Here is a 15,027-nt window from a genome sequence, read left to right as displayed (position 1 = left end):
GGCCTCCATCAAGCTCGTGGCGATCTCGTCCACATGCCGCCGCTGCCAGGATTCCAGGGGCGTGCCCTTGACCCACTGGTTGAAGGCGCCGAGCGCCGGGCCGGTCTGTACCTGGTAGTTGGCCTGGTCCACGCTTTCGCCGCTGAAAGCCAGCTTGGTCGAGTAGGCGAAGTACCAGCGAAACACCCGGGCCATGCGCACCTTGGGGTTGCTTCGGGCCAGGGCCAGGTCTGCTTCGCGGCCCTGGGCCAGCAGATAGTGCTCGCACTCTTGCCAGACCTGCTCCAGCGTGCGCTTGAAGAACAGCCGCTCCAGCACGCCGCGAATGTTCTGCGGTATCGCCTCGAGGCTCTCGTAATGACAGTAGAGCGCATACAGGCGGTTGGCCCGCATGGGGAACAACACCCCTCGCTTGAGTACCTGCACCCTGCTCCCCCGCTCGAACAGGTCCCCCGCCGGGGCATAGGCCATGTCGTGGATGCTCACGTCCTGCAGCATGGTCTTGACCAGGTCCGTGGCGCCCGACTCGACCGTACACTGGTTGATCGACCCGGTCAGGATGAAGTCGGCCCCCATCGCGAAGGCCGCCGCCGCGGCTGCGGGAGTGCCGATGCCCCCAGCCAGGCCGAGGCAGATGGGCTCGGCATACCCCGCCCGGGCTTGCAATGCGTCGCGCAACTGCAACATTGCCGGCAGCACGATGGTCGGGATACCGCCATCGGTATGCCCGCCGGAATCGGCTTCGACGCAGATGTCATGGCTCATGGGTACCTGCCGAGCCAGTTCGGCCTGCTCCTGGGTGATATCCCCGGCCCTGCGCAGCGCCTCCACCAGCGGCTCCGGCGCCGGGCTCATGAAGGCTTCGGCCACCTCGAGCCGCGAGACCTTGGCCAGCACCCGGTGCCTGCACACCAGCGTGCCGTCGGCGTCGCGCGCAAGTCCGCGCAGCCGGAACAGCACCAGCGGCAATGTGATCTCGATGAAGGCCGCCGCCTCGATATTGCGAATGCCGCGGGCCAGGTACATCTCCACCGTCGCTCGCTCATGACGAGGATCGTCGTACTCCGCCAGCAGGTTCAGCCCGTAGGGCTCGCCCGCCGGCAGCGCGGCTTGCAGCGTGCCGATCGCCTGTTCGATCTGCGCCAGGCTCAAGCCACCGGTCCCCAGGTAGCCGAGCAGGCCGGCCCGGCCCAGGCGAATCACCAGCTGCGGTGCCGCGGTGCCGCGATACATGGCTCCGGCGACATAGGCGTACTTCAAGCCGTAGCGCCGGCGGAACAGCGCACTGCCCAGGTCCTGCCCGCCCTGGCGCCATTCGCTTGCCGTGGTCTGAACCATCCGTCTCATTGGGTCAGGAGCACTTCCCATATCCATGTCCTCGATCAAAGTCAGTTCCTAGATCAACCCGGCATTGGCCAGTTCCGTCAGGTAGCCCGAAATGAACTTCCGATCGATCGGCGCCAGCCAGTCCTGGGCCACCGGACCGTCGATGTGTGAGCGGGTGCGTTCGGCAAACCTGTGGCTGTCGAACTCGGGCTGGTTCAATACCTCCTGTAACTCGTCCAGTTGATAGACCGATGAATAAAGGCTGTAGGATCTTGGCCGGGCGTCCAGCGCTTGCAGGCGGGCCACGAACTCCTGGCTCCAGGCTTCGGAGCTTCCCAGCTTCTCGAGCGGATAACCCAGCTCCCGTATCCACTCCACCAGCAAGTCCAGGCTGGGGGCATCGGGCCCGTTGCTCTGGACGTGGTAGATGGAGTACCCGGCTTCCACGCCCAGGCTGATCTGGGCAATCGAACGTGCGGCCGCATCCACCGGCAACCCGCGAAATATCGGGGTCATGGAGCGGGAGCTGTCTAGATGGAAAGACGGCGGAGCAATAGCGGTTTGCACCAGGCTGACCAGAAAGCGCGAGAAGATATCGGCGAAATTGACGAACCCAGGCTGGGTACTGTGGGGCAACAGCATGCCGCAACGGAACACCTTGACCGGTATCGCCCACTTCTCCCATGCCTCCTGCAAGAGTACCTCCCCGGCCCACTTGCTGGCCGCATAACCGGCGGCGTAGCGCCCTGCTCCAAGGCAGTGGTCATACAGGTCCAGGGCCTTCTCACTCTCGTGGATCGGCTCGTTCCGGTGCACCGCACTGCCCACGGCGATGCTCGAGATGAAGTTGATGGCCTTCTTCTGTCCTGAAAGCGCCAGGCGTATCACCTCGGCAGTGCCGTGGACATTGGTCCCGTGCAACTGGTTGTAGGCCAGCATGTGATTGACCAGGGCACCGTTGTGCACGATGGCCTCGACCTTGTGCACCAGCATGTCCCAGGTCGGTTGCGCCAGGCCCAGGCGCGGCTTGGTCAGGTCGCCCGCCAGGACCACCAGGCGCCCGGACCGCTCCAGTGCGACCAGGCGTTGCTGAAGTTCGGCAGATGCCGCCAGGCTCTCGACCAGGCGCTGCCGCGCCGCCGCATCCGAAGTCGCCCGCACCAGGCAATACAGGGTTCCCGCGCGTGGCGCCAAGCCTTGCGCCAGATCCAGGGCAAGGAAGCGCCCGACAAACCCACTGGCCCCGGTCAACAGGACTTGGCTGGGTGGTAGATCGGTGGATTGCGCAAGTTTCGCTGCCGCGCGCAGGATGTCCGAGCTGATCAAAGTGTCCAGTCGAAGCTGGTTCGCCAATACCCGCGATGGCGATTCAAGCTGGTGGCCCGCGGGTGATGCCGTCGCAGCCGATACCAGAGCCGGATCGGGCGATGGCTCAGACGGCCTCGCTGCTCGCTGGGGCGCGCTTGCCACCGGCTGCGGCGTACCCGGGACAACGGGCGACTCGGTGCTTCGTAGTTGGCCGACCAGGGCCGCCAGCTGTCTGATGGTCGGATGTTCGTAGACCTGGCTGGTGTTGAGCGAGATCGAGTAACGCTGGTTTATCTCGCGGATCCACTCCACGGCGATGATCGAATCCAGTCCATGCTCGGCGAGCATTTCCTCGGGATCTATTTCCTGGCTGTCGATACGCAAGGACTGGGCAAGGCTTGTCGTCAGTTCCTGCTCCAGCGCCTGGTCGACCTGGTCCTGCAAGGAGGCCGAGGCCGGCCCGGCGACCTGCGGCTGGATAGCGATCGTCACCGCGCGCTCCATCTGCGTCGCGCCCAAAGACTGGCCGGAATCGTGCCCATCGGCTGCGGTATTCAAGGCAACCGCCCTCGGGCGTTCCCTGGCTTGTTGCACCAACTTGGCCATCTGGCGAATCGTCGGGAATTCATACACCTGGCTGGTATTGATCGAGATCGAATACAGCCGATTGAGTTCACGAATCCACTCCACGGCGATGATCGAGTCAAGACCATGTTCAGAGAGCATCTCGTCAGGGTCGATTTCGTTGACGTCAATCCGCAGCGCCGCCGCCAGGCTTTCCTTGAGAGCCTGCTCCAACTCATCCAGCCCAGCGTTCTGTTGAGGGAGATCCGCTACGGTGTCGATATCGGGTGTGCTCCTGGGAGCCTGCGCCACGGCAATCTGCGCCATGGAAGGCCCGCTCGACGCCCCGCCCTGGGAAGCGACGGCCCGTAGCTCGGTGCGTTCTTCCGTCGCCCGCAGGCGCAGGCCCCGAGGCTTGCCGGGCAGCGACGCCATCGGCGCAGGCTTGCGGTGCGGCTGGCTGGCGTCTGGCTTGGAGGATGCTTGCATCCAGCATCGCTCCAGGGCGAAGGGATAGGTCGGCAAGCTGATCCGCCGCGGCCGCTGCTGGCCATACAGGCGCGTCCAGTCGATCTCCAGGCCCAATACCCACCACTGCGCCAGTCGCCCCAGCTTGCCCTGGGCGATCAACCTGCTGGCGGTTTCCTGCAGGTCCTCGTCCGCCTGGAAGATCATTTGCAGGCCCGGGTCGCGCTTGATATCGCCATGGAAGATCTCGCCCTGCCCACCCTCTTCGCCCAGGTAAGCCCGCAGCCGGCTGCGCAGGCCATCGATGCAATCCACCACGCAAGCCAGGCGCACCTTCATTGCCTCGCGCCCTACCTGCAGGGTATACGCCAGGGATTGCAGGTCCGCTTCGCGGTGCTCCAGAAAGGCCAGCAGTTGCTCGACCCGCGCCTTGAGTCCCGTGGCGTCCCGGGCCGAGAGCAGCACCAGCACCGGTTTGGCTTGTTGGGCCGGACGTGACTGCGGCCGATATTCCTCCAGCACCACATGGGCATTCACCCCGCCAAAGCCGAACGAGCTGACCCCGGCGCGCCTGGGCAGCACGCCGCCCCGGCCATCGGCGAGCGCCGGCCAGGGCCGCTTGGCATCCACCACATAGAACGGACTGCCCGCGAGTTCGATCTGCGGGTTCAGCGGCTGGCTGTGCAGGCTCTGGACCAGGCACCCATGGCGCATCTGCAATAGCACCTTGACCAGCCCCGCCACTCCGGCCGCCAGTTCCAGGTGGCCGATGTTGCTCTTGATGGTTCCCAGGCCGACGCTGTGCTCGGCCAACGCATCTTTGCCTGCCAGCGTATGGAACGCCTGCTTCAGGCCCTTGATCTCGATCGGGTCGCCAAGCTCGGTGCCGGTGCCATGGGCCTCGATGTAACCGATGCTAGCCAGGTCCACCCCTGCTTCACGCAGAGCCGTTTCGATCACCTTGGCCTGGGCCTGCGGATTGGGAGCGGTCAGCGAGTTGGCCTGGCCGCCGTGATTCTGCGCGCTACCGAGGATCAAGCCATGGATCTGGTCGCCGTCACGCTCGGCCGCGGACAGTGGCTTGAGCATCAGCATCGCCACTCCTTCACCCCGGACATAACCGCCAGCCTGGGCCGAAAACGCCCGGCACCGACCATCCCCGCTCAGCACCCCGGCATGCATGAAGCTCTCATGGGCCTCTGCTGAAAGCAGGGTATTGACGCCCCCCACCACCGCCTGGTCGCATTGTCCAGTACGCAGCAAAGTCACGGCCCGATGCACGGCCACCAGGGAACTCGAACAGGCGGTTTCGATGGGCTCGCTCGGCCCATGCCAGTTCAGCCAGTAGCTCATGCGATTGGGGCCCATCGATCCAGCGGTGCCCACTGCCAGTGCCGCGGTCACGGCCTCGCCGGACTGGGCCAGCAGCTGGGCATAACCCGTGGCGCAAGTACCCACCAGCAGCGCGGTATTGCTGCCCGAGAGGCTTTGCACTGAATACCCCGCATCCTCGATCACCTTGTAGACCTGCATCATCAGCAAGCGGTGCTGGGGGTCCATGCCCTGGGCCTCGCGGCGTGAAATATTGAAGAAGGCCGGATCGAACCCATCCAGGTCTTCCAGCACTCCGGCGTGGCGCAAGATGGGCTCTGGCCCGGCGCCAAACCGCCCCTGGGGCAACTCACCGATGCAGTCGCGGCCCGCCTCGAGGTTGCGCCACAGCGCGTCGATGTCCTCGGCCTCAGGGAAACGCCCGCTCATGCCGATCACGGCGATCGGCTCGGCGCCCGCTCTGGTCGGGCCGGGCTCGCCACGCGAACCTTGGGCTATAGGGGCGACCCTGGATACGGCAGCCTTCGGCGCGCTCGCCTCGGGCCCTTGGGGCCCCTGGGTCGGGGCAAAGAGCGGTTGCAGTTCGGCGCGGTACTCCTGCGCCAGGTAGCTGGCCAGCGCGGCAATCGTCGGTGTCTCGAAAAACTCCGAGGGCCGCATGTCCAGCCCATAACGCTCATTGAGCAGCCGGGTAAACGCCGTCGAAGCGATCGAATCGAAACCGAACTCGCCAAAGGGCGTATTCCGGTCCAGCTCTTCACGGGCGATCTGCAGGTAGTCGGAAATCATCTGGGCGATCGCCGCTTCGACCTGGGTCACCAGTTCCTGAGCATCCAGGCCGCACGGCGTCGCAGGCGGCTGGTCGCCTTGAGCTTCAGTCGGGGGGCCGGCAGGTGCGGCGGGAAGCGGCTCGATGGGCGTGACGGCATGGCGCACAACGCCGTCGCTGATGGCCAGGATGACTTCCTGGCTCAGGGCCCGGGTCGTGCCGCACGGGATGTCCACGCCATGAAATCCTTGTGTTTGCAGCACGCAGCGCCAACTGGCGGGAGTCAGCATCGGCGTGCCCGGGATACGCAGCTCTTGATCCTCGGCCAGCCACCATCCGGGCAACAGGCCGAACGTCAAGTGCCCGAACAGGTGTGCCTGGGTGGCCTCGTTCAAGAGCAGCAGTCCGTTGCCCTTGAGCAGGCTCTTGACCTGCCCCAGGGTCCGCGTGATGTCGCGGGTCGCATGCAGCACGTTCGCCGCCACTACCACATCGTAGCCACCGGCCTGGAAACCCTGGCCCGAAGGGTCCCGCTCGATATCCAGCAAGCCGGTGCGCAGGTAGCCTGCCCGTGGTGCGTAGTGCTGTTGGGCATGCTCAAGGAAGGCCGGCGACACATCGGTATAGGCGTACTCGTCGATCTGTCCGGCATAAGGTGCCAAGCGCGCCAAGAGCCCGGCACTGGTCCCGCCGGTCCCAGCGCCGACCTCCAGGATCCGCAAGCGCGCCTGGGGCTCGAGCCTCAAGCGCTGCTCGACATAGGCCTGCAGGCGCTCACCCAGCACGGCGTTGAAGTGGTTCGACACCGGGTGATCCCGATACAGGGCTTCGACCCAGTCCAGACGCCCCTCGGGGAACAGCACCTGGGTCGCCTCCTGTTCGCCACGCAATATCGCCGGCAATGCCCGCAGCATCTGGTCGAGCAGGCGTACCTGGGTCTCCAGGCCGCGCGGCTCGGCTCCTGCCAGTACCTGTTCGCAGTAGGCCTGCCACTGCGACCACTGCTGGTCCCAGCCGGCATCCACCTCGGGATGGCCGGCCAGGCGCAGCGCCGCTGCACGCCAGGGCTGGTATCGAGGGGCCAGTCCCTGCTCGCTTGCCAACCAGCCGTGCTCTTGCAGCAGGCTGTACAGCAGCGGCCTCAGGCGTTGCTCCAGCGCTTGCCAGGCACTGGCCGCAGCGACCGGCGGGGCAAGTACCGGCGGTACCGGCAGCGACACCGCAGGCACTGCGGACATGAGTTCTGCCACTGCATCGCTGGCGATGCCCCAGGCGGGGGCGACCCTGGCCAGGTCCAGCTTGGCCAGGCCGAGGCGCTCCAGCGGGCTGCTCAGCCAGCTTTCCAACCACGCCATGGCCTGTGGGGCCTCGATCGAGCCGATTCCAGCCTGGGTCATCCGCGCCCGGTAGTCGGGCGCTGCCACCACCCCGACCCCACCCCAGTAGCCCCAGTGCACCAGCTTCACCGGATAGGGACGTTGCGCATTGCGGGCAAATTCATCGACGAAGCAACAGCCAGCGGCGTAGTTTCCCTGCCCCGCCATCCGCGCGAAGCTTTGCAACGACGAGAAGTGCAGCATCAGGTCCAAGGGTTCGTTGCCGAAGACCGCGTCCAGGTTCAGCGCCGTTTCCTGCTTGGCCGCCAGCGCCGCCTCGAAGGTCTGTTCATCCATCTGTGCCAGGCTGCGATCGGCCAGCACCAGCGCGGCATGCACCACGCCATGCACGACGCCGTAGCGCCCGCGGATTTCGCCCAGCGCCGCTTCCAGGGCGGCGCGGTCGCGGCCGTCGGCCTGCAGGTAGAGGGGCGCCGGGCCCAGCGCCGCGAGGCGTGCACATTGATCGGCGATCTCCTGGTCCTCGGCGCGCCGGCCCAGCCATACCACCTGGGCCTGGTACTGGCGGATCAGGTACTCGCTGAACGCCACGCCAATGCCACCGGCGCCGCCGAGAAGCACATACACCCCCGCCTGGCGGAAGGCCGGTTGCGCCGGTGCGGCGAGCTGGCAGGCCAGCAAGCGTTGGCGATAGCCACGGCCCTGGCGATAGGCCAGGGTTTCTCCGGCCACGCCTGGCGTGCGGCCGAGCAGCGCCGGCCAGGGAATCGGGTCTTGCGGCGCCAGGTCCACCAGGTCCAGGCGCCAATTGGGGTATTCCTTGGCCAGGCTACCGATCAGCCCGTGCACACTGGCCTGGAAGGGGTCGCCCAGTTCCTGCGGGCCTAGGCCCAGAGCCTGGCGGGTGACGACGCAAAGGCCCAGCGGCCGCCCGCCGTGCCCCAGCTCCAGCAGGGCCTTGATCAGCAGGAAGGCGGCCTTGGCGGCCCAGGGCTGGCCTGGCGGAACGTGCCAGACCAGATGCTCGAACGGCTCCTGCTGCTGGAGCCAGGACTGCCATGCGCCCTGGCCGTCGGCCGTCAATTGGCGTTGCTCCACCTCGTCGCAGATTTCCACCACCCGGCCCACAGGCCGCGAATCGCTCAGCGTATTGTCCGGCTGCTCGAGGATTGGCTCCCAGGCCGGCATCAGGCTCAGTTCCTGGAGCGGGTCGGTGCCCGTCGCTGCCAGCGGCGATTTATCCGCCGGCGCCCGGCTGCTGAATCCGTTCAATCGCACCATGACTCGTCCCTCGCTGTCTGCCAGATCGATATCGATCCCGCGTTGTTTGCCCCGGTCGTTCGTAGCGGGTCGCAAGATCGCCCATACCTCATGCGGCAGCACTTGCCACTGCTCGAGCCGCTGTAGCGCAAAGGGCAATGCCAGGGCGTCTTGCGCGGCCAGGCCCAGGCTGGCCTGCAGCGCGCCATCGATCAGCGGTGCGGGCAAGCCGACTCCAGGGGGCGTACTAGCGCCGCGCAATCGCGCAAGCACCAGGTCGTCACCCAGCTCCAGGCCCTGCAGCACTTGGAAGCTCGGGCCATAGTCCAAGCCAAGCCGGGCGAAGCGCCCATAGCAGGCGGCACCGTCTAGCTGGCGGCCACACCTCGCACGCAGTTGTTGGAGGTCGATCCGAGGTTGCTCAGGGCTGCTGTCCAGCCGCGCCCGGCCCTGGCTGTACACCAATGGCTCGTCCTGGCCAGCGCTGAAGATCCGATAGGCAACAGTGCCTTCGCCCTGCTCCTGCAGGCCAACATGTACTTGCAGCGGTGAGCGGAGCGCCAGGGGGCGCAGCCAAGCGATTTCCTCAAGCAGCACGGGATGCTCGGCCGGCAAGCCATGGACCTGGGCCATGGCCGCGCGTGCCCATTCCAACTGCATCGCCGCGGGCACCAACGGCTGCCCCGCGACCTGGTGATCGCGCAAGAAGAACTCGTCGCCCGTCAGGGTCGTGGAGAAACGCTGTTCACCTGCCAGCGAGCCGCTGTACTGGAACAGGGGCTGCAACGAGCTCTGCAACGCTGCAGGCAGCGGCCCGGGCTCGTCGCGCTCATCCGGGGGCTGCTCGATCCAGTAGCGCTCCCGGGCGAACGGATAGGTCGGCAGGGCAATACGATCCCCGGGCTGCTCGGCGTAGAGCGACCGCCAGTCGATCTGCGTGCCTTCGACCCACTCCCTGCCCAGCTCCAGCAAGTCCAGCCCGTCGGTCCCAGCCAAAGCCTTGGCCGGGTCGACATTCCCCGTGCGCGCAAGAGACTTGCGAACATCGCCCACCACTGCCTGTTCGAGCGGCTGACCTTCGATGAAAGCTGCCAGTGTCGCGATGACCTGCCCAGGCGCGGTGGCGACAAAGGCCAGGCGTTGCTCCAGGGGCGCCCGCCCCACCTGGAGCGTATGGGCCAGGGCCGGCCAGTCCACATCCGTAGTGTTCTCGAGGAACGCCTTGAGCCGTGCGGCGCAGCTCTTGAGCTGCGCGGGGCGTTTGGCCGACAGCACGATCAGCAGCGGGTGCTGCTCATCCAGTTCCACGCTGGGGCGACGGGCCTGTGGCCGGCGATACTCCTCGAGCACCAGGTGGGCATTGGTGCCGCTGATGCCGAACGAGCTGACCGCCGCGCGCAATGGCGCCCCGCTGCTAGGCGCCCAGGGTTGGCCCGAGGTACAGACGAAGAACGGCGACTGTTCCAGCTTGAGGTCGAAATGCTCGTTGGGGTTGCTGTAGTTGAGGGTCGGTACCAGTTGCCGATGGCGCATCTGCAACAGCACCTTGTGCACACCGGCCACACCAGCGGCGGCCGAAGTGTGGCCGATGTTGCTCTTGACCGAGCCCAGCCCGCAGAAACCCAGCGCACTGGTGCCCTCGCGAAATACCGTGGACAGGGCATTGAGTTCGATCGGGTCGCCCAGCTTGGTACCCGTGCCGTGCATTTCCACGTAGCCAATGCTGGCCGGATCGATGCCGTGGCGCTGGTAGACTTCGCGCAACAGCGCGGCCTGGCTGTCCTGGTTGGGCGCGGTCAAGCCATTGCTCCGGCCGTCCTGGTTGATCCCGGAGCCGATGATCAGCCCGTGGATCGGATCGCCGTCGCGCTCGGCATCCGCGAGCCGCTTGAGTACCAGCGCGCCCACCCCCTCCCCTGGCACGAAGCCGTCGGCCTGGTTATCCAGGGTCCGGCATTTGCCCCTGGGTGAAAGGACTCCGGCCGCGCACATGCAGACGTACAGCTCCGGCGTCAGGTACAACGCCACTGCGCCAGCCAGCGCCAGGTCCACTTCGCCGTTGCGCAAGGCCTGGCAGGCCAGGTGCATGGCCACCAGCGACGACGAACAGGCGGTATCCACCGGAATCGCCGGTCCCTTGAGGTTGAGGAAGTAGGCGATGCGGGCCGCGGCGATCGCCGGGCTGCTGCCGATCATGTCCACCAGGCCCAGGCGCTGCTGGACCAGGCTGCCGTACTCGCTGCCGCTGATGCCCAGGTACACGCCGCAACGCGACTCGCTCAGTTCCCGCGGCGCTCGCCCGGCATCCTCGAAAGCCCGGTAGCCCTCTTCCAGGAACAGGCGCTGCTGCGGATCCATCCGTTGCGCCTCGCTGGGGGCGATATTGAAGAACAGCGGATCGAAGCATTCGATGGCCTCCAGGCTGCCCAGCCACTTGCTGTAGGCCTTGCCCGGCGAAGGTATGGCCGGGTCGAAATAGGCATCGACGTCCCAGCGCGTGGCTGGAATCTCGCCCACGCAGTCGCGGCCGTCCACCAGGTTGCGCCAGTAGGCCTCCAGCGAGTCGGCCCCGGGGTAGCGGCCGGACATGCCGACGATGGCGATGGCTGCGTGCTCTGGGCAGGCCTGGGGCGATGGCCTGGCGAGCTGTTCGCTGGCGCCAGGCGTGGCGGTGGTTTCGTCCTGCGGCGATCGTGGGTCCATGGATCGACTCCTTCAGTTGTCTGGCAAACCATCCATTGTTCGCGGCCCACCCATGGGCCCAGGTCCTTACTGGACCCATTCGTACTCGCGGTGGAATTCCTTGATTTCCCGCAGAACCAGCTGTGGTCGATCCGCACGCGGCAACTGCGGACGTACGCTGCAAGCGTCGTCGATCCGCACGTTGCGGGTGCCAAAGCGCACCTGCGTGTTGCTCTGCAACAGCCCTTCGTACTCGCTCATCGACAGCCGGTAACGGTTATCGAGCTGGCGTTCGATCTCCTGGGCCCGCAGTTGCACCTGACCTTGGTGGCGCACTACGCCGCTGTAGAACTCCGAACAGCAGCCCGAGCCATAGGAGAAGCAACCGATGCGCCCAGGCGATTCGAAGCGGCCATTGGCGATGGTGCTGGCCAGCGATAGCAGCACGGTGCCGCCCATGATGTTGCCGACCCGCTGGCAATAGCTGAGCCCCGGCGTCACCCGGCGCTGGAAATCGGCCTCGATGTCCGCCGGCGCGGCCCGGACCTGCTTGCGCATCATGGTGCGATGCGCGCCCTTGATCATCCCACCGAAGGGCGTATGGAACGCCAGGTAGCGAAACGAGCCGACATAGTCGACGTCGCCGACGCGCTTCTGGTACTCCAGGAATGCGTTCTCGCAGCAGTCCAGGTAGGACAGCAACGACAGGTCGGAGTCGCCGGCCTCGGTATCCGGGGTTGGCCGGCAGGTGTCCATCACTTCATAGCCGTAGTAGCCGTTGGCGCCGACGTCGATGTCGAAGACCCGCGGCTGGTCGCTGACCAGCATCGCCACGGCGCCGGCGCCGGTGCTGGGCTCGGCGAACGACCAGTCCTCGGTGAGTGCGCTGCCGCCGGTGGTCATGTGCCGGGCCAGGTCGGTGGAGATCACCAGCGCCTTGGCCCCCGGCGAGACCTGGGCGAGGATGAAGTTCACCGCCATCTGCAAGCCCGCGGTGCCCGAATAGCAGGCCTGCTTGAGCTCGAACAACCGGCAGTTGCGGTTCAGTCCCAGGTGGTGATGGACGTAGGTGCTCAGCGACTTGCCGAAATCGATCCCCGACTCCGAACAAGTGATCAGCAACTCGATCCGGGCCTTCTCCTCGGCCGACAACGCCTCCACCAAAGGGCGTGCTGCGTTCACCGCATAGGTCACCGGGTCCTCGTCCAGCAGCGCGACGGTCTTTTCCTTCATCAGCAGATTATTGAAGCGCGCCGTATCCAGCTGGCGGTGCGCGGCCAGTTCGGCAACGTCCAGGCAGGCCCGACCGCCGAATACGTTCATCGCTTCGATTCCTACGGATAACATTGGCTTTCTCCTTGGTTGTTCATCGCTCATGACGCGTCAGGCACAACGCGGTGTTGATGCCGCCAAAACCCATGCTCAGGGTCAGGGCGTGCTCTATCGGGTGCGGCCTGGCCACATCACGGATCCAGTCGAAGGACGGGTCGATCGGCGTGTCCAGGTTGCGGCTCGGGTGCAGGTACCCTTCGCGCATCTGCACCAGCGTGGCGATTACCTCCACGGTGCCGGCGGCGGTGAGCCCATGGCCGAGCAGCGACTTGCTGGTGTTGAGGCGCACGTGGCCCAGGCCGCTGTCGCGCAGGGCAGCCAGCTCCACCACATCGCCCAGGGGCGAGCCGGTCCCGTGGGGGTTTACATAGTCGATCTGCCCCGGGGCCAGGCCCGCGCGCTCCAAAGCCTGGGCGATGGCGCGCATCTCGCCCTCGCGCGATGGGTCGGGATTGCGGTTGGCATCCATGGTCCAGCCCCAGCCGGACAACTCCGCATAGGGCCGGACGGTACTGCGCGTGGGGTCGGCCATGCGCTCCACCACCACCGCGCCGCAACACTCGCCATAGATGAAACCATCGCGGTCGCGGTCGAACGGCCGGGCCGCCTGCATCGGCGCATCGGCATAGCGCTCGGAGCCCATGGCCCCCAACGAACGCAACGCCTGGCACTCCCAATGCGACAGATCCATCAGGGCGCCCAGCGCGATCGCCACATCCACCTGCCCCGACTGCACCGCCTGTAGCGCCTGGATCACCGCGACCTGGCCGCTGGCCGAGGCGCCGCCCACGGTGCAGGCCATGCCCTGGATGCCGAACTGCTGGGTACACAACCCGCACAGGTCGCTGTCCATGAACTCGACGCCATGACCCGGCCGCACGAAGGCCTCGCGCCCGGTATAGCGTTCATGGAGCTGGGCCAGTTCACGTTGCTGCAGGTTGCAGCCGCCGACGACCAGGCCGATGCGCTGCGGGTCCACGTCCTCCAGGCGGGCGTCCTGCCAGGCTTCATGCAAGGCCACCAGGGCTGCCTCGGCAGTCAGCGACAACTGCCGGAACAGCCGTGGCGAACGCTCCGGCGGCAGTTGCAAGGGGCCGAGTTCGGCGCCCAGAAAACGGCTTTGCCCCTGGCGCCCGGGGCGTTGCAGCACGTCGAAAGCGGCGTCGCCGGCCAGCAATGCGCGGGTAAAGGCCTCCCGGCCCTGGCCAATGGCGGAAACGATACCGACACCGGTGATCGCAACGGGTAGTGGTCGAGTGGCAAGCATGTTGGCACCAGGATTGTCGATTCGGGCGAAGGCAACGGGCCGGCCCATGGCTGCATGGATGGCTACAACGCCTGGATCTCGTCGAGGGCGAAGTAGCCGTTGTGGCCTTGCAGGTAGACCGCCGCCCGGTGGCCCAGCAACACCAAGGCGGTGCTGCGGGTCAGCTGGTCGCCATCGACCCGTAGCGAGCGCACCCGAGTGCCGGCGGGATGCCGGGCATTCCACTGGGCGACCTGCTCGATGGCGCTGTGCAGCGCCGCTTCTCGAGGCCCAGGCGCTGCGCCCCCCGGCGAAACCGCAACGCCAGGCGCAGGCGGGCGGCTGCCAGCGCGGATCTTCTCCACCAGCTTGGTCAACACCTCGCCATGGCCGACCTCTTCGAATTGCACCTCGCCCAGGGCCAGCAGGTATTGGATGCTCTCGCACCATTGCACTGGATGGGTCAGTTGCCGGACCAGGTTGTCGGCGATCGCTTCCTGGCTATACGGCTGGGCCGAAACGTTGGCGATGACCGGCTTGTTCGGCGGCGCCAGTTCCAGGCCTTGGAGATACGCGCGAAATACATCGGCGATCGGCTGCATGTAGCGCGAGTGGAAGGCGCCACTGGTATTGAGCGGATACAGCATGCCGCCCGCTGCCTCGACCGCGCTTTCCAAGCGCGCCAGTTCGGCCTTGGGCCCGGCGATCACGCTCTGCAAAGGGGCGTTGTGAATCGCCAGGTCGACACCATCGGCCTGTTGCGCCTGCAAAAGCTCCACCAGCGCGTGGCGCCGCAGGTTCATGATCGCGGCCATGCCCCCGTCCCCGCCACTGACCTGGCTCATCAGCTCGGCGCGGCGCTGGACCAGGCGCAAGCCCTCTGCGAAATCGAAGCACTGCGCGGCCAGCAGGGCGTTGAATTCACCCAGGCTGTGGCCGGCGAAACCATCCGCCTGGGCGCCATCGCGCAGCCGCTGGAAATAGGCCAGGGCGTTGACCACATAGATCGCCGGCTGGGTGTAGCGGGTCTGGTCCAGCAGGCCATCCGGGTCATCGAGGCACAGGGCCTTGATCGAATAACCGAGTATGTCGCTGGCCGCTTCGGTCAGCTGGGGGAACTCATCGAACAGCTGGCCACCCATGCCGCGCTGCTGCGAACCCTGGCCGGGAAAGATGAACACCTTCATTGGCACCTCCGTTGTGCATTGCCCCTGGCGGCGCGCCAGACCTGGCGCGCCCTGCCCGGTCCATCCGCGCTACACCGCCCGCGTCCCGAGCCGGGTGTGGATCAGGTCCGCCAGTTCGCCGATATTGCCCGGGCCGAACAGCTCCACCCGAGGAATGCTCAAAGACAGCGACTCCAGCACCAGCATCACGATTTCCGCGCGATCCACCGAGTTCGC

The 15,027-nt window shown here is 66.3% G+C and carries 5 protein-coding genes; all 5 read right to left on the bottom strand.

Annotated elements, in window-relative coordinates:
- Nucleotides 1-1,338, bottom strand: a 1,338-nt coding sequence (locus CAG11_RS32515; RefSeq protein WP_218191798.1) for a PfaD family polyunsaturated fatty acid/polyketide biosynthesis protein, incomplete at its 3' end; no start/stop codon positions are given.
- A gap of 57 nt (nt 1,339-1,395) precedes the next feature.
- Nucleotides 1,396-11,067, bottom strand: coding sequence for a thioester reductase domain-containing protein (locus CAG11_RS32510; RefSeq protein ID WP_085600736.1), 9,672 nt, complete (start codon nt 11,065-11,067; stop codon nt 1,396-1,398).
- Between the two features lie 66 nt (nt 11,068-11,133).
- Nucleotides 11,134-12,393: a hydroxymethylglutaryl-CoA synthase family protein gene (locus CAG11_RS32505; protein ID WP_085600734.1), complete on the bottom strand. Its 1,260-nt coding sequence runs from the start codon at nt 12,391-12,393 to the stop codon at nt 11,134-11,136.
- A 19-nt stretch (nt 12,394-12,412) separates the two neighbouring features.
- The gene (locus tag CAG11_RS32500) at nt 12,413-13,645 is read right to left on the bottom strand and encodes a beta-ketoacyl synthase N-terminal-like domain-containing protein (RefSeq protein WP_085600738.1); all 1,233 of its coding nucleotides are present in this window, start codon (nt 13,643-13,645) and stop codon (nt 12,413-12,415) included.
- A gap of 62 nt (nt 13,646-13,707) precedes the next feature.
- Entirely contained in the window at nt 13,708-14,811 is a 1,104-nt protein-coding gene (fabD, locus tag CAG11_RS32495; protein WP_085600732.1) for an ACP S-malonyltransferase, read from the bottom strand.
- Nucleotides 14,812-15,027 lie beyond the last annotated feature (216 nt).

It is taken from the genome of Pseudomonas sp. B6(2017) (assembly GCF_002112765.1).
GTDB classification, from domain to species: Bacteria; Pseudomonadota; Gammaproteobacteria; order Pseudomonadales; family Pseudomonadaceae; genus Aquipseudomonas; species Aquipseudomonas piscis.
The sequence above is the reverse complement of the archived record's forward strand: the minus strand, read 5'-3'. Positions and strand labels throughout refer to the sequence as shown.

What these genes read in the sequence shown, in the direction of transcription:
- fabD (WP_085600732.1), bottom strand. Translation starts at nt 14,811, where the DNA reads ATGAAGGTGTTCATCTTTCCCGGCCAGGGTTCGCAGCAGCGCGGCATG.
- CAG11_RS32505 (WP_085600734.1), bottom strand. Translation starts at nt 12,393, where the DNA reads ATGTTATCCGTAGGAATCGAAGCGATGAACGTATTCGGCGGTCGGGCC.
- CAG11_RS32510 (WP_085600736.1), bottom strand. Translation starts at nt 11,067, where the DNA reads ATGGACCCACGATCGCCGCAGGACGAAACCACCGCCACGCCTGGCGCC.
- CAG11_RS32500 (WP_085600738.1), bottom strand. Translation starts at nt 13,645, where the DNA reads ATGCTTGCCACTCGACCACTACCCGTTGCGATCACCGGTGTCGGTATC.